Here is a 21,045-nt window from a genome sequence, read left to right as displayed (position 1 = left end):
ACCTCTAGATGGCGGTACAATAGCACGAATTCAAGATTAAATTGTGGAAATCGTAGCAAGATGGCACTGAGCAATAAACAGAAACAGTTTTTAAAATCCAAGGCCCATGATCTGAAACCGGTGGTACTGCTTGGCGGTAATGGCTTGACCGAAGGGGTTCTGGCCGAGATCGAGCAGGCACTGGATCACCATGAGCTGATTAAGGTCAAAGTACCGGGTGAAGATCGCGAGCAAAAAGTGCTGGTGATGGATGCCATCGTCCGGGAAAGCAAAGCAGAGAAGGTGCAAGTGATTGGCAAAACTCTGGTGCTGTATCGGCCGGCGAACGAGCCTAAGCTTCAGCTGCCTAAAGCCTGATTATCGGTTTCGCTAAAAAAGCCAGTCTGCGACATCAATGCTCTGGCTTCTTCCAGGCTATCCACCAGGTTGCGATGATAATGGGCAGGCTTCTCGACCTTGGTGGCCTGCATGAACTGCCAGCGCAGCAAGGCATCTTCCGGCAATAAAACCACGCCGTGACTCAGCCGATGCTCAAAGCACCAACTCGAATTTTCCCGCAAGGTTTCAAACACATCTGCTGGACACGCTTGCCATTCGCGCCCATCCAGCACCATGGCCCAGGGCTGACCATTCAGGGTGGCGACCAGGGCGCGTAACTGGCGGATGTAGTCCTCTACCGTCCGGCTGCTCCAGGTTCCGATCGCTGTTAACCAAATCACCCTGGCTTCACGTTTTAACTGAAATTTCTGCTGTCCTGCAACCATCGGCATTCCATGTTGTTTAACACAACGGCGATTTTAGTGGATTTGCTTTGTTCAGGAGGTCGGACCCATACTCTGCTTGCGGTAAAGCGCAGAAAAAAAGCGGCCAAAGCCGCTTTTTACAGATCCGAGGATGCCGTTACCGGTACTGAACATCGGTTATCTCAAACTCGACCATGCCTTTCGGCGTTTGAATGCTGACCACATCATCCAGCTCTTTGCCAATCAAGCCACGGGCAATCGGAGAGTTCACCGAAATCAGGTTCTTTTTGATATCGGCTTCATCATCACCCACAATGCGGTAACTGACTTCTTCTTCGGTATCCAGATTTAAAATGGTCACCGTGGCGCCAAAAATCACCTTGCCATTATTCGGCAGGCTGCTGACATCGATAATCTGAGCATTGCCCAACTTGCCTTCAATGTCCTGGATCCGTCCCTCGCAAAAGCCCTGTGCTTCACGGGCAGCATGGTACTCGGCGTTTTCTTTCAGATCACCATGTTCACGAGCTTCGGCAATGGCCTGAATAATTTCAGGCCGCTTTACCGTTTTTAGTTCATTCAATTCAGCGCGCAGCATTTCTGCGCCCTGAACCGTCATTGGTATTTTCATCCGTTTACTCTCTTATGCAACTCCTGCACAGAGGCAACCCGCTCAAAAGCGCTGGCTGCGCTGGCTTTGCAGGTGGCAAAAGCTGCATTTAATGTCGTTGTATAATTGGCCTTGTATTGCAGCGCACCACGACGCAACACTTTGGAGTCTTCAATCGCCTGACGTCCCTCGGTGGTGTTGACCATGTAGCTGTACTCACCATTTTTAATGCGATCCAGAATGTGTGGCCGCCCTTCCGAAACCTTATTGACGACCCGGCACGGGATCCCCGCCTGTTGCAAGGTAGCTGCAGTACCTTTGGTGGCGTCAAGCTCAAAACCAAGCTCCAGCATGCGCTTGGCCAGTTCAATCACCCGCACTTTATCGCTGTTGCGTACTGAAAGTAAAGCCCGGCCTCCGGTTGGAATCAGGCTGCCACAACCCAGCTCAGCCTTAGCAAAGGCCTCTTCGAAGGTATCGCCCACGCCCATGACTTCACCGGTAGAACGCATTTCCGGGCCAAGAATCGGGTCGACGCCTGGGAATTTGTTAAAGGGAATCACCACCTCTTTCACCGAGAAATAAGGTGGGATCACTTCTTTGGTGACACCCTGCTCGGCCAGAGTGCGGCCCGCCATGCAGCGGGCACCAACTTTGGCGATTTGAATGCCGGTGGCCTTGGAGACAAAAGGCACAGTCCGTGCTGCCCGTGGGTTCACTTCAATCAGATAGACTTCACCATCTTTGACGGCAAACTGGGTATTCATCAAACCAACGACACCCAGCTCCAGCGCCAGTTTCCGCACCTGCTCGCGCATCACATCCTGAATTGCCGGCGACAAACTGTGCGGTGGCAAGGTACAGGCTGAATCGCCTGAGTGCACGCCCGCTTGCTCAATGTGCTCCATGATGCCGCCAATCACCACATCCTTGCCATCGCAAATGGCATCGATATCGACTTCAATGGCATCATCCAGGAAATTATCCAACAGCACCGGCGCTTCATTCGACACGCTGACTGCGTCAGTCATGTAGCGTTTTAAATCGGCTTCATCGTAGACGATTTCCATCGCCCGGCCACCCAGTACGTAAGAAGGACGCACCACCATCGGGAAGCCGATATCGCCGGCTTTTAGCAAGGCCTCTTCCAAACTGGTGACGGTGGCATTTTTAGGCTGCTTCAGGCCAAGCCTATCAACCGCTTGCTGGAAGCGCTCGCGATCCTCAGCCCGGTCGATGGCATCAGGCGAAGTCCCGATGATTGGCACACCAGAAGCTTCCAGCGCCCGTGCCAGTTTCAGCGGGGTTTGTCCACCGTACTGCACAATCACGCCTTTCGGCTGCTCTTTGGCGACGATTTCCAGCACATCTTCCAGGGTGATAGGCTCAAAATACAAGCGATCCGAGGTATCGTAGTCGGTCGAGACTGTTTCCGGGTTGCAATTGACCATGATGGTTTCAAAACCATCTTCGCGCAGTGCCAGAGCTGCGTGCACACAGCAGTAATCGAACTCAATGCCCTGACCAATGCGGTTAGGGCCACCGCCCAGGATCATAATCTTATCGCGGCTTGAAGGCGCGGCTTCGCACTCTTCATCGTAGCTGCTGTACATGTAGGCGGTGTTGGAGGCGAACTCAGCTGCACAGGTATCCACCCGCTTGTACACCGGGTGCAAACTGTAACCATGCCGTTTTTTGCGCACTTCGTGCTCACTGACACCCAGCAAATCGGCAATACGTTTGTCTGCGAAACCTTTGCGCTTGTAGCGGCGCAGATTCGATTCATCCAGTCCAGAGAAGCCTGCATCGTAAATGGCTTGCTCTTCCAGCACCAGGTCTTCCAGTTGCACCAGGAACCAGGGATCAATTTTGGTCAGCTCAAAGATTTCCTGCTGGCTCATGCCAAAGCGAAAGGCATCGGCAATGTACCAGATACGGTGTGCGCCAGGCTCTTTCAGCTCACGCACCAAACGCTCTTTGGCATCCGGTGCAGTCAGATCCTGCATCGGATCCAAGCCTGACACACCAATTTCCAGACCACGCAGCGCTTTTTGCAATGATTCCTGCTGGTTACGGCCAATGGCCATCACTTCACCCACCGATTTCATCTGGGTGGTTAATCGATCGTTGGCACCGGCAAACTTTTCAAAATTAAAGCGTGGCACCTTGGTCACCACGTAGTCGATGCTGGGCTCAAAAGAAGCCGGGGTGATACCACCGGTGATCTCATTGGCCAGTTCATCCAGGGTATAACCAACAGCCAGTTTGGCGGCAACCTTAGCGATTGGAAAGCCAGTGGCTTTGGAAGCTAAGGCGGAAGAGCGCGAGACCCGCGGGTTCATTTCAATAATCACCATGCGGCCATCATCCGGGTTGATGCCAAACTGCACGTTGGAGCCACCGGTTTCTACGCCAATCTCACGCAATACGGCCAGGGAGGCGTTGCGCATTAACTGGTATTCTTTGTCGGTCAGGGTTTGCGCTGGGGCAACTGTGATGGAGTCGCCGGTATGGACACCCATGGGGTCAAAGTTTTCAATCGAGCAGACAATGATGCAGTTGTCGTTTTTGTCGCGCACCACTTCCATTTCGTACTCTTTCCAACCAATCAGCGACTCATCAATCAGCAGCTCTTTGGTCGGTGAGAGGTCCAGACCACGGGTACAGATCTCTTCAAACTCTTCGCGGTTGTAAGCGATGCCACCGCCTGAACCGCCCATGGTGAATGACGGCCGGATAATGCACGGAAAGCCGATGTCATCCAAAACGGCGTAGGCTTCTTCCATCGAGTGCGCCATACCTGCGCGCGGGCATTCCAGACCAATGGCACGCATGGCTTTATCGAAACGGCTGCGGTCTTCGGCTTTGTCGATGGCATCGGCGGTTGCGCCAATCATTTCAACCTGGTATTTCGCCAACACCCCATGACGCTCAAGATCCAGCGCACAGTTCAGCGCGGTCTGACCGCCCATGGTTGGCAACACCGCACAAGGCCGTTCTTTTTCGATGATTTTTTCCACCACCTGCCAGTGAATCGGCTCGATGTAGGTGGCATCGGCCATTTCAGGATCCGTCATGATGGTGGCTGGGTTGGAGTTCACCAGAATAACCCGGTAGCCTTCTTCACGCAGGGCTTTGCAGGCCTGGGCACCCGAGTAGTCAAATTCACAGGCCTGGCCAATGACGATAGGGCCGGCGCCAAGGATAAGAATGCTTTTTAAATCAGTACGTTTTGGCATAATAAACTCTGTCTTTCCTCGCTAGCCTGAATTAATGCTGACGCTGGCGCATCAGATCGATAAAGTGATCGAACAGCTCTGCCGCATCGTGTGGTCCAGGGCTTGCTTCCGGGTGGCCCTGAAAACTAAAAGCCGGCTTGTCGGTACGGTGAATGCCTTGCAAGCTGCCATCGAACAGCGACTTGTGGGTGGCCCGTAAGTTGGCCGGTAAGCCTTCTTCTTCCACGGCAAAGCCATGGTTCTGGGCGGTGATCATCACTTTGTTGTTGTCGAGGTTTTGCACCGGGTGGTTGCCACCGTGGTGACCAAATTTCATTTTGCTGGTGCTGGCACCACTGGCCAGGGCCAGCAACTGGTGACCAAGGCAGATGCCAAAAATAGGCAGTTCGGTTGCTAACAGTTGCTGGATGGCAGTGATGGCGTAGTCGCATGGTGCCGGATCGCCCGGGCCATTGGATAAAAAGATGCCATCTGGATTCAGCGCCAGGACTTCACTGGCCGGTGTTTGAGCCGGTACCACCGTCAAGCGGCAACCACGGTCGACCAGCATCCGCAGAATATTGCGCTTTACGCCATAGTCGTAGGCCACCACATGAAACTCTGTGTCGGCTGGGCTAACAAAGCCTTGACCCAATTGCCAGCTGCCTTCGCTCCAGCTGTAGGCTTCTTTAACAGAGACCTCTTTGGCCAGATCCATGCCTTTTAAACCTGGGAATTCACGGGCTTGCTGCAAGGCTTTGGCTTCATCAAGAGCAGAGCCGGCCATCAAACAGCCATTAAGTGCGCCTTTTTCCCGCAGAATACGGGTCAGCTTGCGGGTATCGATGTCGGCGATGCCCAAAATGCCACGCTGCTTTAAGTAATCGGAAAGTGACGCTTGGTTGCGGAAATTGCTGGCCAGCAGCGGGAGGTCTCGAATGATCAGGCCTTTGGCCCAGATCCGGCTGGATTCTTCATCTTCATCATTGGTGCCGGTGTTGCCAATGTGCGGGTTGGTCAGGGTGACCATTTGTTCGGCATAGGAGGGGTCGGTTAAGATCTCCTGATAACCGGTCATCGAGGTATTGAATACCACCTCTCCGACTGAAACTCCTTCGGCACCGATGGCCGTACCATGAAATACAGTGCCATCTTCTAAAACCAGCAAGGCAGACGTCGTCAAAATAACCTCCAAACAGCAAAAAACGGGCTTAAACTAACTCGTTCAACACCCGTTTTTAATCCAAAGCAACTATCCCCAATTTGCCCAGGCAAATTCTCGATATTTTATGTCAACTTGGCTATTTCGTCTAATGCTTTTTTGGATTTATTGAAAAATGATCCTTTTGACTATTTTTTCCAGGCTAAGCGGCAAAAAACTAGCTCAACTCAGCCAATCCCAGCACTTGTTGCATGGAATAAAGTCCTGGCTGTTTATTTTGCAACCACACAGCAGCCCTGATAGCGCCTTGGGCGAAGGTGGTACGGCTGCTTGCTTTGTGAGTAATTTCTAATCTTTCACCCAAATCAGCAAAGAGTGCGGTGTGATCCCCTATGATGTCCCCACCCCGCACGGTGGCAAAGCCAATGGTCGCTTGCTCACGCTCGCCAGTCATGCCTTCGCGGCCATAGACAGCGCAGTCGGCCAAATCACGACCTAAAGTCTTGGCAATGCTGGCACCAATGGCCATCGCCGTGCCGGAGGGTGCATCCTTTTTAAAACGGTGATGCGCTTCGATAATCTCAATATCGGCGGTCTGCCCCATTATTTTGGCGGCGGTTTGCACCAGATGCAGCAATAAATTGACTCCCACGCTCATATTGGGCGCCCAGACAATGGGGATCTGCAAACTGGCTTGCTGCACCCGCTGGTACTGGGCATCGGTCAGGCCGGTCACACCAATCACCATGGCTTTTTTGGCGGCTACTGCCAAATCCAGATGCGCCAGCATCGGCTCGGGCATGGTAAAGTCCACCCAGACATCGGCACTTTGCATCGCTTCAGCAGAAGTAGCCACCAGCGGTAAACCGAGGCGGCCACAACCCGCTAGTTCACCGGCATCCTGCCCCACCCAGTTGGATCCTGCCCGAACCGTAGCCGCTGCCAGTTCCAACTGCTGCTGCTGACAAACTTGCACCAAAGCACGCCCCATCCGGCCGTTGGCGCCAAAGACTCCGATTTTGGACATAATGGTATTCCTTAAAACGACAATGGCCGGTATTAGAACAAATCAGCGCTCTGGATGTCCAGAACTTGTTGATTGCTATAGCGCCTGCTGCAAAATACGCCGGGATACCTCCGGCGTAATATCGCCATGCTCGCCCAGTTTTACCATCTTGTGCTGCACCAAACGCTCTACCATGGGCTCAATGGCACTGGCGTCGATGCTATAATCGGCTAACCGGGTTGGTACGCCCATTTGCTCGAAGAAAGCCCGGGTATGGCTAATGGCTTCATCAATCAAACGCTCCTCATCCTGATGGGCCAGCTGCCAAACCCGCTTGCCGTATTGCAGCAGCTTATCCCGCTTTTGCTGGCGCTGTTGCTGCATTAAGGCAGGCAGCACAATGGCCAGGGTTTGCGCATGATCCAGGCCATGCAAAGCGGTAATTTCATGGCCTATCATATGGGTGGCCCAATCCTGCGGCACCCCCACCCCAATCAAGCCATTCAGCGCCATGGTCGCCGCCCACATCACATTGGCACGTACCGCATAGTCTTCCGGTTGTTGCAGCGCCTGCGGCCCTTGCTCAATCAAAGTTTGCAGCAAGCCTTCGGCAAAACGGTCCTGCACTGGTGCATTCACCGGGTAGGTCAGGTACTGCTCCATCACATGAACAAAAGCATCGACCACACCATTGGCTACCTGGCGGAGCGGCAGACTGTAGGTTGTGGTTGGATCCAAGACGGCAAATTGCGGATACACCAGCGGGCTGGAGAACGCCATTTTCTCCTGAGTGCTGTAACGGGTCACCACCGAGTTGCCGTTGCTCTCAGAGCCGGTTGCTGGCAGGGTAAGCACACAGCCCAGCGGGACTGCTTGCTGTACTTTGGCTTTGCCGCAGAGCAAATCCCAGCTGTCCCCATCGTAGCAGGCTGCTGCCGCGATAAACTTGCTGCCATCAATGACGCTGCCACCACCAACCGCCAGAATAAAGTCCAGTTGTTCGCTCTTCAGCAAGGCTGTTGCTTTTAATAAGGTATCAAAGGATGGATTGGGCTCAATGCCGGCGAACTCAAAGAACACTTTGCCCTCAAGGGCTGCCACTACTTGATCATAGACCCCGTTCCGCTTGATGGAGCCACCACCATAGGTCAGTAACACCTTGGCTTCATCCGGGATAAGGGCAGCCAGCTCAGCGATTGTCTGCTCACCGAATACGATGCGGGTAGGATTATGAAAGGTAAAATTTTGCATAAAGACTCCTGAACAAGTTGGCTGATTGGTACGTAGCAAAGCAGCAACGGTATCATTTTTTCAGGCACATCCGCTGAATTCCCCTGCAGACCGCTGCTGTTTTGTGCAATACAACATTTTTCGCCACACCCTGTTACAAAAAGACGGTAGGGCTTCAGGGCAAAGCTTAGTATAGTACTATGAACCTAGTTGCAATTTAAGGAAATCAAGATGTTGGCACTGGTCTGGCTTATTATTGCCATCGCTTTTGGCATTGTGGAGTTAATGACAGGTACTTTTGTCATTCTGGCCATTTCCATGGGGGCCTTTTCGGCCGCCATCAGCAGTTGGCTATTTGCGCTCGGTTTTACTCAATCACTTTTCGTATTTGCTTTTGGCTGTCTGATGTTCTTGCCACTGTCGCTTTGGTTGCGTAAAAAAGGCTTGGGCACGTCCAAAGCCGTCAATATGGCTGAGCCTGGCTATCAGCAAAACGTGATGCTGGAGCTGCATGGCGATAAGCTGGTGGCAAAAATGGCCGGTAGTTTTTACCCGGTTAAAGCTGAATCCGGCAGTTATGACAGCAGCTGGCTGCAGGCAGGGCAAGAGGTGAAAGTGTGTCGGATAGATGGCATTACGTTATTGGTAGCCCCAAAAGACTAATTCAATCACAAGGAGTACTTTATGGATTTAGCGTTGATCTTACTACTTGGGATAGCTGGCTTTGCCATTATCCTGATTTTAAATAATATTTTTATTGTCCGAAACAGCGAGTGCATGGTGATAGAGCGGCTGGGTACCTACAACCGCACCCTGCAATCCGGCATTCAGATCACGGTGCCTTTTATTGAAAAGCCGCGCCCTATCATTATGCTGCGCAACCTGAAGTTTGTCGAAACCCCGCGAATTGATTTGCGCGAAGCCGTGCTGGATTTCCCGGGTCAAAGCGTGATCACCAAAGACAACGTCACAGTAACCATCAATGGCGTCTTGTACTTCCGTATCATGGATCCGGTCAAAGCCGTGTACGAAGTGGAAAACATCATCCAGGCGGTGGAAGTACTGGCGAAAACCTCACTACGGGCTGAAATTGGCCGGATGGAACTCGACTCCATTTTTGAATCGCGCGAAGAGATCAACGAGCGCCTGCGGATGGTACTGGACGATGCCGGCAATGGCTGGGGCATCAAAGTGGTGCGAGTGGAGCTGTTGGATATTTCACCACCGGTCGATGTCGAAGAAGCCATGCGCAAGCAAATGACCGCCGAGCGGCAACGCCGCGCCACCGTGACGGAAGCAGAAGGTGAAAAACAAGCGGCCATTGCCCGGGCACAAGGTGAGCGGGAAGCGGCCATTTTAAGTGCTCAGGGGGAAAAGGAAGCGGCTATTTTGCGCGCTCAGGGCCAGCGTAAAGCGATTGAGGAAGTACTGGCATCCGGCGACGGCCAGCTGAGCTCGGATACGGTTATTGGCTACTTGCTTGGTCGTGAATACCTACAGACCTTGCCAAATATTGCCAAAGAAGGCGATCGCATCTTCCTGCCGATTGAGACCAGCAATGTACTGGGCTCCGTCGGGGCCATTCAGGAATTACTCAGCGGTAAAAAGTTCTAACAGTGTCATCCAACAATCGGGCCGCATTGCGGCCCGCTTTTTTTACTTAAAGTTTATCCCCGCCGACGCAGACGAATCACCACCAAACCCGCAAGCAGCAGCAGAACCGTTGCTGGTGCAGGTACCTGGAAGTTGACCGTTTGACCGGATGCCAGTAAAGCGGTGGCTTCACGGCCCAATACCTGATGTGCCCGACTGGTAGGATGAATTTCATCCCAAAACACGTAGGTATGCGCATCAGCACAGCTAACTTCACGGCGCGTAAATACATTGCCGGTCAGGGAACGGCATTCATCCGTCGTGTTGACGAACCCTTCTGAAGCCGGATCTGCCAGAATTGCGTTAAAGATACTAAAGACATCCAGCATGAAGATATCTACCTGATACTGATTTGCTAAATTTAGCAACATCAGCTGCAAGGCTTGATTCCAAAGAGTACTGACCTCATTACCCGAGTCACTATTTACTCCAGCACGAAACTCAGGGATACTGCCAAGATCCGGCAAATTCGGCACCAGCAATGTGCTAGCACCACCGAGGATCATCTCCGTCAACATTGCCTGATAATTGCCCATAATCGAGGCAATCGTCATCAGGGGAGCAGTACTTCCCACCAGATCACGCATATCATTACCGCCAGCCCACACCACGTAAAGCGCAGCTGGATCCATCACTGCACCGCCAAAACGGCTTTGATAGTTATCCCATTGCCAGAGTAAGCCAGCAGAAAAGCCGGTGTCATTATTTACCCGTGCACCACCATGAGCAAAGTTGTTTCCACCACCGCGTGAGTGTGAGGTACTAAGACCAAGATCATCTGCCATAAACTCATGCCAAAGATCGCCATTCGAAAAGCGACCATTCGAACCATAACCAGCTTCGGCAGCGATAGGCCCCAAACTGCCCAATGGAACTGCCGCTCTGGTATTGCCGGTATCGGACAAACTATCTCCGAAGATATACATATCCGAGAACATCGGCGCAGACAGTGCGGGAGTTGCCAATAAGGTGAAGACCAGCACGGTGAAAAAGGTTTGAAGCCTTGTGAGTTGTTGCTTAAAGATTTTTATTGTCATCGTTATCTACCCTGTTTGTTGTTTTTATTCAGGCGTTAAACTCGCCTTCGAAGATCTCATCGCAAAAATCGTGCCTATTTTTTAGACAAAGGTCGTATCGACTTATCGGAGGTCTTATCAGCTGGACGTTGACAATGTTGTAAAAATATCCGACACATCCTGTATTTGCATCATGCATGCGCAAAGCAAGTAATCACCACTGATCAGAGCAGTCAGTAGCTAAAAAAGCATTGAATACGCAAAGAAAATACCGTAAAGGATAGTGACAGGAAGATTGATCAGCCGTTGACAGGACGTCTGGACATCTATATAGTCGCGCATTTTAAATCACTGGTCGGAGATGATGCATGCCAGAACATTTGATGGTTACCCCACGCCAGTATGGCGTCCTGGCCTTTTTGCCGCTGGCCAGTTTTGTGCTGCTGTTTTTAGGCGCTGGCCTTTATTACCAAAGCCAGGGGGTAGATTACGCCTTTTATCAACTGCCGGCCCATATTGCCGTACTACCAGCACTGATTATTGCCATGCTGCTGCACCGCACCTCGATGCAACAGGCGGTTGAAACTCTGATCCGCGGTGCAGGCCAGAATACCATTTTGACCATGTGTTTGATTTATCTGCTGGCTGGTGCTTTTTCCAGTGTGGCGGTGGCTGCCGGCGGCGTCGATGCTGTGGTCAATGCAGGTCTGAGTTTGGTACCGCCTTCCCTGCTGGTTGCTGGCCTTTTTGTCATTGCGGCACTCATTGCAGTGGCAATGGGAACCTCGATGGGCACCATCGGCGCCCTGGCCCCGATTGCCGTGGTGCTGGCCGAGCAAACCGGCTTATCGCCGGTGCTGCTGGCGGGCGCCTTGCTGGGCGGCGCTATGTTTGGTGATAACCTGTCGATTATTTCCGACACCACCATTGCCTCAACCCGAACCCAGGGCGCACGGATGAAAGATAAGTTCCGTGAAAACCTGAAGCTGGCCCTGCCAGCAGCTGCTGTGGTGCTGTTTGGCTACATCTGGTTTGGCAGTGTACCAGCCGAGATCAATCCGCAAGCCTTTAGCTGGAGTGCTGTGCTGCCCTACGCCGCCATCCTGGTGTTGGCTGTAGCAGGCTTGAATGTCTTTGCAGTGCTTAGTCTTGGCATTGTCCTCGCGGCGCTGCAAGGTGCATTCTTTGGCGACTACCCACTTGGTAATCTGGGGCAGGACATGGCCAGTGGCTTTGCCTCGATGCAGGAGATTTTCTTACTGTCGATGTTTATTGGCGGGCTGGGGGAGTTTATCAAACAGCAAGGCGGTCTTGGCTGGTTGTCGTCACGACTCAGTGCTTTTTTTGATAAAGTGAAGATGAAAGCCGAGCGCAGTGGCCAGCTCGGTATTGCCAGTCTGGTGTTTGGCACCAACCTTTGTGTCGCCAACAACACCGTCGCCATTGTGATTAGCGGTGATATCAGCCGTAAACTGGCCGAAAACCATGGCATCACGCCAAAGCGCAGTGCCAGCTTGCTGGATATTTTTGCCTGCATCAGCCAAGGGTTGCTGCCTTATGGCGCTCAGGCCCTGCTGCTGGCCGCCAGCTTTGGTTTAAGCCCATGGCAGGTGGTGAGTGCCAGTTTTTATTGCATGGCGCTGGCAGTAGTGGCCTTGCTTTGGTTGCTGTTAAAACCAATCACAGCAACCAGCCCTGACTTACAGAATTAAACCAACATTACAGCGGGCCTGGGCTGCCGCAGTTCGGCAGGTTGCCCTGAGCCCGGCGCTGCTGGTAAGTCGCAAGCGCTTGCGGCATCCGCTGTTGCAAGTTGCGAATACGATTTTCCGGTACCGGGTGGCTGGACAGCAATTCCGGACTACGCTGGCCACCACTGGCCGCCGCCATATTACGCCATAAATCAACCGCTTGCTCCGGGTTAAAGCCAGCTTGCGCCATCAAATCCAGGCCAATAATATCGGCTTCGGTTTCGTGCTCACGGCTAAAGGGCAGCAACAGGCCAACCTGTGAGCCCAGGCCCAGGCCTGCCATCATTTCCTGCTGAAAACGGACATTGGCCGCACGGGTCGCCGCATCGGTCAGCACCAGACCGGTTTGCACCAACTGGCTGCGCGATAGCCGCTCATTGGCATGGCCTGCCATCACATGGCCGATTTCATGGCCCATCACCGCCGCCAATTGGTGCTGATTCTCGGCAACTTTTAGTAAACCGGTGTAGACGCCGATTTTGCCCCCAGGCAGCGCAAAGGCATTGACCTGATCATCAGCAAACACCACCACTTCCCACTCATTACCCATGTACTGCTCTGGCGTCACTTTCAGCAAGGCATCGGCAATGCACTGCACGTAGCGCTGCGTTTGACGGTTGTCGGAGATGGTCAGCTCTTCCTTCATCGCTTCAAAGGTCTGAGCCCCCATGCCACTGAGCTGGCTTTCATTAAACAACATAATTTGCCGGCGGCCGGTCGGTGACTGAGCACAAGCCGCTAAAATCAGTACCGCCACGATGGCGGTCAGGAAGAACTTACGCATATGGATATCCCTGTAATAAATCACTGCTTTTATTGTATCTGAGGCTGGCTGGAACACCAAAGATAAAAAAACCGCAGCGCTACTGCTGCGGTTTAGGGCTGCGGTTTTAGACCAGGGTTACTTACAAAAAATGAGTTAGCTGGTCAAATCATCAAAAAACTTTTTCACACCATCGAAAAAGCCTTTCGACTTAGGCCGATGCTTGGCTTCGCTTTCGCCCGCCATGGTGGAGTCCAGCTGACGCAACCACTCTTTTTGCTGCTCACTCAGGTTGACCGGGGTTTCAATCACCACCTTGCACACCAAATCGCCCACTCCACCACCACGCACCGACTGCACGCCTTTGCCGCGCAGACGGAACATCTTATCGGTTTGGGTCTCGGCTGGGATTTTCAGTTTGACCCGGCCATCCAGTGTTGGTACCGCAATTTCACCACCGAGCGCTGCTGTGGCAAAGCTAATCGGCACATCGCAGTACAGGTTGTTGCCATCGCGCACAAAGATTGGGTGCTCTTTGACATGCACCTGCACATAGAGATCGCCTGCTGGGGCGCCATGCATGCCCGCTTCGCCTTCGCCGCTTAAACGAATGCGATCGCCGGTATCAACTCCGGCCGGAATTTTGACCGACAGGGTTTTGGTTTTCTCAACCCGGCCTTCGCCATGACATTTGCTGCATGGGTCAGGGATAATTTTACCGCGGCCATGACAGGTCGGGCAGGTTTGCTGTACGGCAAAAAAGCCCTGCCGCATCGTGACCTGACCGGCGCCATGACAGGTTGGGCAGGTCTTGGCTGACGTGCCTTTTTTGGCACCACTGCCATCGCAGCTGTCGCAAGTGACCCAGGTCGGCACCTTGATATCGACCGATTTGCCACGGACAGCATCTTCCAGGCTCAGCTCCAGGTTGTAACGCAGATCGGAGCCGCGCTGCGCCCGCGACTGACCGCGACGGCCACCGCCACCGAAAATATCGCCAAACACATCGCCGAAGATATCGCCGAAGTCGGCGCCACCACCAAAGCCACCAGCACCACGGCTGGGATCCACACCGTCGTGACCATAGCGATCGTAGGCCGCACGCTTTTGCTCATCCGTCAGAACTTCATGCGCTTCCTGGATTTCCTTGAATTTGATTTCAAGGTCCTTGTCGCCTTTGGTTCTGTCCGGGTGATACTTCATCGCCAGGCGTTTGTAGGCCTTTTTGATGTCTTTGACATCGGCGCCTTTCTCGACGCCCAGTACTTCATAATAGTCACGCTTTGACATAGATACGGGCTAACTTATGTTAGAGGGCTGCGTCTTAGCGCAGCCCGGGTGGAACATTACTTGTCGTCTTTGACTTCTTCGAACTCGGCATCGACCACGTCGTCAGCCGCACCCGCATCCGTCGCACCGGCGTCACCGCCTTGCTGAGCTTTTTGCTGTGCTGCTTCCATCAGTTTCTGTGCGGCCTGCATCAGGGCTTCGGACTTGGCATCGATGTCCGCCTTGTCGTTGCCTTTGATGGCAGTTTCCAGCTCACTGATCGCCGCTTCAATGGCTTCCTTGTCGTTGGTTGCCAAATCGCTGCCAGCTTCTTCCAGCTGCTTGCGGGTACCATGCACCAATGCATCGGCTTGGTTACGGGTTTGCACCAGCTCTTCGAACTTTTTGTCTTCCTCGGCATGCGCTTCGGCATCGCGTACCATGGCCTGGATTTCGTCATCGCTCAGACCTGAAGACGACTTGATGGTGATCTTCTGCTCTTTGCCGGTGTCTTTGTCTTTGGCCGACACGTGCAGGATGCCATCCGCATCCAGATCGAAGGTGACTTCAATTTGCGGCTCGCCACGACGACCAGCACGGATGCCTTCTAAGTTAAACTGCCCCAGCGACTTGTTGTCGGCTGAGCGCTTACGCTCGCCCTGCAGCACATGAATGGTGACCGCAGACTGGTTGTCTTCTGCCGTTGAGAACACCTGCGACTTTTTGGTCGGAATGGTGGTGTTTTTCTCAATCAGGCTGGTCATCACGCCGCCCATGGTTTCAATACCCAGCGACAGTGGGGTAACGTCCAGCAGCAGGACATCTTTCACATCGCCTGACAGCACAGCGCCCTGCACTGCAGCACCGACCGCAACGGCTTCATCCGGGTTGACGTCTTTGCGTGGCTCTTTGCCGAAGAATTCGGTCACCGCCTGCTGCACTTTTGGCATCCGGGTTTGACCACCGACCAAAATAATTTCGTCGATATCGCCAACGCTCAAGTCGGCATCGTTCAATGCTACTTTTAATGGATCCAGCGTACGCTTCACCAAATCTTCCACCAGCGACTCCAGCTTGGCGCGGGTGACCTTGATGTTCAGGTGCTTAGGACCGGAAGCATCGGCCGTGATGTACGGCAGGTTGACTTCGGTCTGAGAGGCAGAAGACAGCTCAATCTTGGCTTTCTCGGCCGACTCTTTTAAGCGCTGCATCGCCAATGGATCGTTGCGCAGATCAATGCCCTGCTCTTTTTTGAACTCATCGACCAGGTAGTTGATCAAGCGGTTATCGAAGTCTTCACCACCTAAGTGCGTGTCACCATTGGTGGCCAGTACTTCAAAAGTTTGCTCGCCATCAACATCGTCGATTTCGATGATGGAAATATCAAAGGTACCGCCACCTAAATCGTACACTGCGATTTTGGCGTCGCCTTTTTTCTTGTCCATGCCGTAGGCCAACGCCGCAGCGGTTGGCTCGTTGATGATGCGTTTTACATCCAGGCCTGCAATGCGACCGGCATCTTTGGTGGCCTGACGCTGCGCATCGTTAAAGTAAGCAGGGACGGTAATAACGGCTTCGGTAACCGCTTCGCCCAGGAAGTCCTCGGCGGTTTTCTTCATCTTTTTCAGCACTTCCGCAGAGATCTGCGGCGCCGCCATTTTTTTGCCTTTCACTTCCACCCAGGCATCGCCATTGTCGGCTTTGACAATGCTAAATGGCATGATGTTGACATCGCGCTGCACTTCTTCGTCTTCAAAACGACGACCAATCAGACGCTTGATGGCAAACAGTGTGTTTTTTGGGTTGGTGACCGCCTGACGCTTGGCCGGCTGACCGACCAGAGTCTCGCCATCGTCGGTGTAGGCGATGATGGAAGGGGTGGTGCGGGTGCCTTCGGCGTTTTCAATGACGCGTGGCTTGTCGCCGTCTAATACAGCAACACAAGAGTTGGTTGTACCCAAGTCGATACCAATAATTCTACCCATAACGGCTCTCCAAATCTAATTCAGGACAGATAATTTCGTGTTAGCAACTTTATGGGGATTATCCTCACAGGATTCAAGGATAGGGATTTAAATTTTTTCGGTAGTCTTAAGACGCTCTGCCAGCAAATACACCAGATGACGGTACTCAATGCCGCTGTGCTGGCTTAAGCCGATTTCACAAGTGCGACTGGAAGACACCCCCTGACTGCAGCCCTGCACTTGCTGGCGCAGTCCGTGCAGCGCAGAGGCATTGAGCTCAGGCAACAGCAAGCCTTTATCGCCGGCAAAACCACAACAGTGAATGCCCAGCGGTTGCACCGGCTGGCTGGTGCAGCCCTGCACCAGGGCGGTGAGTTTATCCTGTTGTTTTAGCCGTGCGGCGCTGCAGGTCAGATGCAGTGCCACCGGCTGCTGCTGCGGTGTAAGTGCCAACTTTGGCAACACCTTGTCGTGCAAAAAATCGACGCTGTCCCAGAGCGGCAAATCCGCTGGCAGCTGTTGTTTCAGGGTCAGGCTGCAGGGGCTGGTATCGCAATAAATCGCGAGTTCACCGTCATTGCTGGCTGCTTTGAGCGCCGCTGCCACCTCGGTGGCTTTTTGCTGTGCCAGCTTCAGCTGTCCCTTGGATTGAAACGCCATGCCGCAGCACAGCGCCTCGATGCCTGTTGGGTAAACCAGCCGGTAGCCGGCTTTGGCCAGTACCTCGGCAGTGACTGCCTGTAAGGAGCGCTGATCACGGTCACTGGCAGCCGGGCCCATCACCCGGCTGCCACAAGCGGCGAAATACACCACAGGTGTCAGCTGCTCAGCAGCCACCGGATTCGCTTTACTGCCTGGGACGCCTGGCATCGCCGGATACCAAACAGGCAAACGTTTTCCCGATAGCCGGTGCAAAGCGCTACTGAGCCGCTGCATCGCGTCAACACCAAGCACTGCACGGCCAGCTTGCTGCAGGCGAAGCCCAATTCGGGCCAGCCGGGTCATCCCGGCAAAATGGTTGGCAGCAAATATGGCCAGCTTGCTGGGCTTTGCAACCTGGCTGCGCAGCTGGTTGGTCAAATCGCCGGTATTGATGCCCACCGGACAAGCACTTTCACAAAAGCCGCAGGCGGTACAAGTTTGATCCCCCTGGTACTGGTAGTCATCGCGCAGCAGCGCCAGTCGCGGGCTGGTTGGTTCTTCACGGCTAAGCCGCTTGATTTCGCGCTGCACCACAATGCGCTGGCGCGGGGTCAGCGTTAACGAATTGGATGGGCAGACCGGCTCACAAAAACCGCACTCGATGCAGCGATCAATTAAAGGATCAGCTTCCGGTAAGGGCTTCAAATGCTTCAGATGGATCTCTGGGTCCAGGCTTAACACCACATCGGGGTTTAAAATGCCTTGTGGATCCAGCAAATGCTTGATTTGCCACATCAACTGATAAGCATCCTCGCCCCACTCCAGCGCGACAAAAGGCGCCATATTGCGGCCAGTGCCATGCTCAGCTTTTAATGAGCCGCCACAGCGCACCGCCACCAGCTCGGCGACATCGCGCATAAAGGCTTCGTAGCGCGCTACTTCCTCAGGGCTATCAAAGCGCTGGGTAAAGACAAAATGCAGATTGCCCTCAAGCGCATGGCCGAAAATAATGGCTTCATGGTACTGATAACGCTCAAACAGCTGCAGCAATTGTTGCACCCCTTCGGCCAATCGTTCTAACGGGAAGGTCACATCCTCGATAATGACGGTGCTGCCAACCGGCCGTACCGCTCCGACCGCAGGAAAAGTGCCTTTGCGAATGGCCCACAGCTGCTGATAGACCTTAGCATCGGTGCTGAAATCGACCTGCTGCTCCAGCTCAAAAGGACTGAGTGCCTGCCGGATGTCGGTCAGTTGCTGCTCCAGCACGTCGCCGTGTTCCGCTCGGCTTTCAATTAATAAGGCACAGGCATGGTCTGAGAGCCCGGCAACCCAGGCCGGCATACCCGCTTGTTGCTCCACCGCACGCAGGCTGCGCCGATCGAGCAATTCCACCGCAGAGACCGCCTGCTGTTTGAGCACTGTTACGGCCTGACAACAGCTTTGCACATCGGGAAACACCAACAAAGCCGTGGCTTTGTGCGGATGTTCTTCCACCGTTTTAAGCGTCACTGAACTAATAAAGCCTAAGGTGCCTTCAGAGCCCACCATTAAATGGCTGAGCATCTCGATGGGATCGTCAAAATCCAGCAACGCGTTGAGCGAAAGGCCAGTGGTGTTTTTCAGCCGGTATTTGTGACGGATTTTAGCCGCCAACAAGGTATTAGCGCGGGCAGCGTCAGACAACTGCTTCAGCTGCTGCAACAACTCAGCCTTTTGCTGACGAAATGCAGCCACTGAGTCAGAATCCGCCGTATCCAGCACGGTGCCATCGGCCAGCACCAATCGCATCGCGGCCAAGGTCTGATAACTGTTCTGGCTGGTACCACAGCACATACCGCTGGCATTGTTGGCCACAATCCCCCCGACTTTGCAGGCATTGATGGAGGCCGGATCCGGGCCAATTTTACGGGCCAGTGGTGCCAGCAATTGGTTGGCATGGCTGCCAATCACGCCAGGCTGCAGCCGGATGGCTTTGCCATCCGCCAGTACCTCACGCTGTTGCCAGTTGCGTCCCAGCAGCAGCAATACTGAGTCGGTAATGGCCTGGCCGGATAAGCTGGTACCGGCCGCCCGAAAGGTCACTGCCACTTGGTAGCAAGAGGCAATTTGCAGTAACGCCTGCACCTCAGCTTCGGACTCTACCTTGAGCACTAGCTGCGGGATCAAGCGGTAAAAACTGGCATCGGTGCCATAAGCCAGGGTGCGCAACGGATCGTCAATCCAGCGTTCGGCTGGGATCAGCGCTTTGGCTGCCGTTAAGAATTCAGCGGGAAGGGACATAACCACTCAGCATCTTGCCAACAAAGGGGTATAAGTAGCAGATTATGGCGTCCTTTGCTACGGCTACCACCTTCCCGAAATCAGGGTAAGGTGTCAAAACTGGCAAAAGCAGCCGCTCTGACAATGGCCCCGGGCTGCTGAACCACAAAAGCGGCCAGCCGGGCCGCATAGCGAGCCGATTCTAGCGCGCTTAGCCCATGCCAGCGCGCAGCAAGATAACCACCGTTAAAGGCATCCCCTGCCGACGTGGTATCGACCACCTGGCGGACCGGGCTGGCTGCAACCCGGGTCCGCTGACCATCGCAATCGCCAACAGCGCCATTGGCACCGTCTTTCAGCATGCTTTCTTTCACACCCAGCTGTTGTAGCCAATCGCAGGCTTGCTCCAGACTATCGTGGCCAAACAATGCCCGTTGATCATCCAGGCCACTGAGCACCAAATCCGCCAGCCTGTAAATCTCCAGACATGCCGTAGCGGCTTCCTCACTGTTTTGCCACAAGCTGGGACGGTAATTAGCATCAAACACCAGCCGACAGCCTTGCGTTTTTAAAGCGCGTATCAGCTGAAATAGCTGCTGACGATCCACCGGGGATAACATTGCCAAAGAAATGCCGGTCAGATACAACAACCGGCAGCCATCCAGGGTGCTGGGGCGGGGTTCTGCAGCATAGCACTGCATAACCTTTCGGGCGGCCGACGCTTCCCGCCAGTAGTGAAAACTGCGCTCGCCCTCGGCGTCATTCTGCACCAGATAGAGCCCCGGCAGGGCATGCTGCGACCGATACAGCAACTCGGTGCCGATCTGCTCGTGCTGCAAAAAAGCCAGCAGCTGATCGCTCAGTGCATCGGTCCCGATAGCAGAAAAGAACTGCACATCCAGTCTGGCTTTTGAGCTGCGCTGCAAATAAATAGCGGTATTGAGCACATCACCGGCAAAACTGTGTTGCAGTAAATCGGCACGATGCGGGCGGAGCTCCAACATGGCTTCGCCCAGCATAACCAGAGTATTTTTCATCGCTGTCCCGCCCAAAAAAATGTGAATGACAGCGTTATCATAGCAAGCTTTGCTCAAAAGAAAACCGGCGCAAGGGCCGGTTTCCATTCACAAAAAGCGGGGTTTACTCGCTGGCAGGCGCCTTGGACACACCCACCATGGCCGGGCGCAATAAACGGCCGTTCAGCTCGTAGCCTTTTTGCATCACAAAGGTAACGGTGTTGGGGGCCACATCGGCGGTTTCCATCATCGACATCGCCTGGTGCTGCTCCGGGTTAAAGGGCTGGCCTTGTGGATCCAGTTGCTGTACGCCGAATTTTCCCACGGTGTCGAGGAAGCTTTTAAGCGTCAGCTCCACCCCTTCGGCCACGGAGTTCATGGTTTCATTGTCTTTGTCGATAAAACCAAGGGCCCGTTCCAGATTGTCCATCACCGGCAGCAAATCGTTGGCAAACTTTTCCAGCGCAAACTTATGGGCTTTCTCCACATCCTGACTGGCACGACGCTTGGTATTTTCCGCCTCGGCTTTGATGCGCAGCATCGCATCCTGTTGTTCGGCGACCTGCTTACGCAGCTGGGCAATTTCTGCTTCCAGTTTGTCGATCACGCTTTGCTCGGAGGATACCTCGACCGTATCTTGCTCGGTTTGCTCCGGGCTGGTTTGGGCCTGCACGTCCTCTTCCGGGGTCTGGGGGGCTTGTTGCTCAGTCATTCACTCAATCTCCAAAAATAGCTGCGTC

Annotated in this window: 17 protein-coding genes; 4 read left to right on the top strand and 13 right to left on the bottom strand. The window is 53.7% G+C overall.

All coding sequences use genetic code 11. The features are described 5' to 3' along the window. Positions 1-60 precede the first annotated feature (60 nt). Entirely contained in the window at positions 61-357 is a 297-nt protein-coding gene (yhbY, locus tag Q3O59_RS12355) for a ribosome assembly RNA-binding protein YhbY (RefSeq protein ID WP_228589749.1), read from the top strand. Here yhbY and Q3O59_RS12350 read toward each other — a convergent pair. From Q3O59_RS12350 to Q3O59_RS12325, 6 genes are all read right to left on the bottom strand, one after another. Next, on the bottom strand, positions 339-764 hold the full coding sequence (locus Q3O59_RS12350; RefSeq protein ID WP_305945869.1) for a hypothetical protein: 426 nt from the start codon (positions 762-764) through the stop codon (positions 339-341). The genes yhbY and Q3O59_RS12350 overlap by 19 nt on opposite strands. Before the next feature lie 136 nt (positions 765-900). Then, positions 901-1,374: a transcription elongation factor GreA gene (gene greA / locus Q3O59_RS12345; protein ID WP_305945868.1), complete on the bottom strand. Its 474-nt coding sequence runs from the start codon at positions 1,372-1,374 to the stop codon at positions 901-903. After that, positions 1,371-4,592, bottom strand: coding sequence for a carbamoyl-phosphate synthase large subunit (gene carB, locus Q3O59_RS12340; protein WP_305945867.1), 3,222 nt, complete (start codon positions 4,590-4,592; stop codon positions 1,371-1,373). The genes greA and carB overlap by 4 nt, the downstream gene beginning before the upstream one ends. 31 nt (positions 4,593-4,623) lie before the next feature. Further along, positions 4,624-5,754 carry a glutamine-hydrolyzing carbamoyl-phosphate synthase small subunit gene (gene carA / locus Q3O59_RS12335; RefSeq protein ID WP_305945866.1) on the bottom strand — a complete coding sequence of 377 codons (1,131 nt, stop codon included), beginning with the start codon at positions 5,752-5,754 and terminating at the stop codon, positions 4,624-4,626. Positions 5,755-5,950: 196 nt separating this feature from the next. Then, entirely contained in the window at positions 5,951-6,760 is an 810-nt protein-coding gene (gene dapB / locus Q3O59_RS12330) for a 4-hydroxy-tetrahydrodipicolinate reductase (RefSeq protein ID WP_305945865.1), read from the bottom strand. A 75-nt stretch (positions 6,761-6,835) separates the two neighbouring features. Then, positions 6,836-7,990: an iron-containing alcohol dehydrogenase gene (locus Q3O59_RS12325; RefSeq protein WP_305945864.1), complete on the bottom strand. Its 1,155-nt coding sequence runs from the start codon at positions 7,988-7,990 to the stop codon at positions 6,836-6,838. Between the two features lie 210 nt (positions 7,991-8,200). Between Q3O59_RS12325 and Q3O59_RS12320 the strand changes: the two genes are divergently transcribed. Beyond that, entirely contained in the window at positions 8,201-8,632 is a 432-nt protein-coding gene (locus Q3O59_RS12320; protein WP_305945863.1) for an NfeD family protein, read from the top strand. A 21-nt stretch (positions 8,633-8,653) separates the two neighbouring features. Further along, positions 8,654-9,583, top strand: a complete 930-nt coding sequence (locus Q3O59_RS12315) for an SPFH domain-containing protein (RefSeq protein WP_305945862.1) — start codon at positions 8,654-8,656, stop codon at positions 9,581-9,583. A gap of 53 nt (positions 9,584-9,636) precedes the next feature. On the opposite strand, the gene Q3O59_RS12310 is transcribed toward Q3O59_RS12315, so the two are convergent. Beyond that, positions 9,637-10,659, bottom strand: a complete 1,023-nt coding sequence (locus Q3O59_RS12310) for an SGNH/GDSL hydrolase family protein (protein WP_305945861.1) — start codon at positions 10,657-10,659, stop codon at positions 9,637-9,639. 347 nt (positions 10,660-11,006) lie between these two features. Between Q3O59_RS12310 and Q3O59_RS12305 the strand changes: the two genes are divergently transcribed. Further along, entirely contained in the window at positions 11,007-12,350 is a 1,344-nt protein-coding gene (locus Q3O59_RS12305; protein ID WP_305945860.1) for a Na+/H+ antiporter NhaC family protein, read from the top strand. A gap of 7 nt (positions 12,351-12,357) precedes the next feature. Here Q3O59_RS12305 and Q3O59_RS12300 read toward each other — a convergent pair whose 3' ends face one another. The 6 genes from Q3O59_RS12300 to grpE form a co-directional block, all read right to left on the bottom strand. Continuing rightward, positions 12,358-13,173 (bottom strand): M48 family metallopeptidase, encoded by an 816-nt coding sequence (locus Q3O59_RS12300; protein ID WP_305945859.1) that lies wholly within the window; start codon positions 13,171-13,173, stop codon positions 12,358-12,360. 135 nt (positions 13,174-13,308) lie between these two features. Next, positions 13,309-14,442, bottom strand: coding sequence for a molecular chaperone DnaJ (gene dnaJ, locus Q3O59_RS12295; protein ID WP_305945858.1), 1,134 nt, complete (start codon positions 14,440-14,442; stop codon positions 13,309-13,311). Between the two features lie 56 nt (positions 14,443-14,498). Continuing rightward, positions 14,499-16,406 (bottom strand): molecular chaperone DnaK, encoded by a 1,908-nt coding sequence (gene dnaK / locus Q3O59_RS12290; protein WP_305945857.1) that lies wholly within the window; start codon positions 16,404-16,406, stop codon positions 14,499-14,501. Between the two features lie 87 nt (positions 16,407-16,493). Continuing rightward, entirely contained in the window at positions 16,494-19,310 is a 2,817-nt protein-coding gene (locus Q3O59_RS12285) for an FAD-binding and (Fe-S)-binding domain-containing protein (protein WP_305945856.1), read from the bottom strand. Positions 19,311-19,390: 80 nt separating this feature from the next. Next, on the bottom strand, positions 19,391-20,326 hold the full coding sequence (locus Q3O59_RS12280) for a sugar kinase (protein WP_305945855.1): 936 nt from the start codon (positions 20,324-20,326) through the stop codon (positions 19,391-19,393). A gap of 103 nt (positions 20,327-20,429) precedes the next feature. Then, positions 20,430-21,017 carry a nucleotide exchange factor GrpE gene (gene grpE / locus Q3O59_RS12275; protein WP_305945854.1) on the bottom strand — a complete coding sequence of 196 codons (588 nt, stop codon included), beginning with the start codon at positions 21,015-21,017 and terminating at the stop codon, positions 20,430-20,432. Positions 21,018-21,045 lie beyond the last annotated feature (28 nt).

The sequence above is a fragment of the Alkalimonas delamerensis genome (genome assembly GCF_030717955.1).
GTDB lineage: Bacteria > Pseudomonadota > Gammaproteobacteria > Enterobacterales > Alteromonadaceae > Alkalimonas > Alkalimonas delamerensis.
Note: the sequence above shows the minus strand (reverse complement) of the source record. Positions and strands in the feature narration are given on the sequence as shown.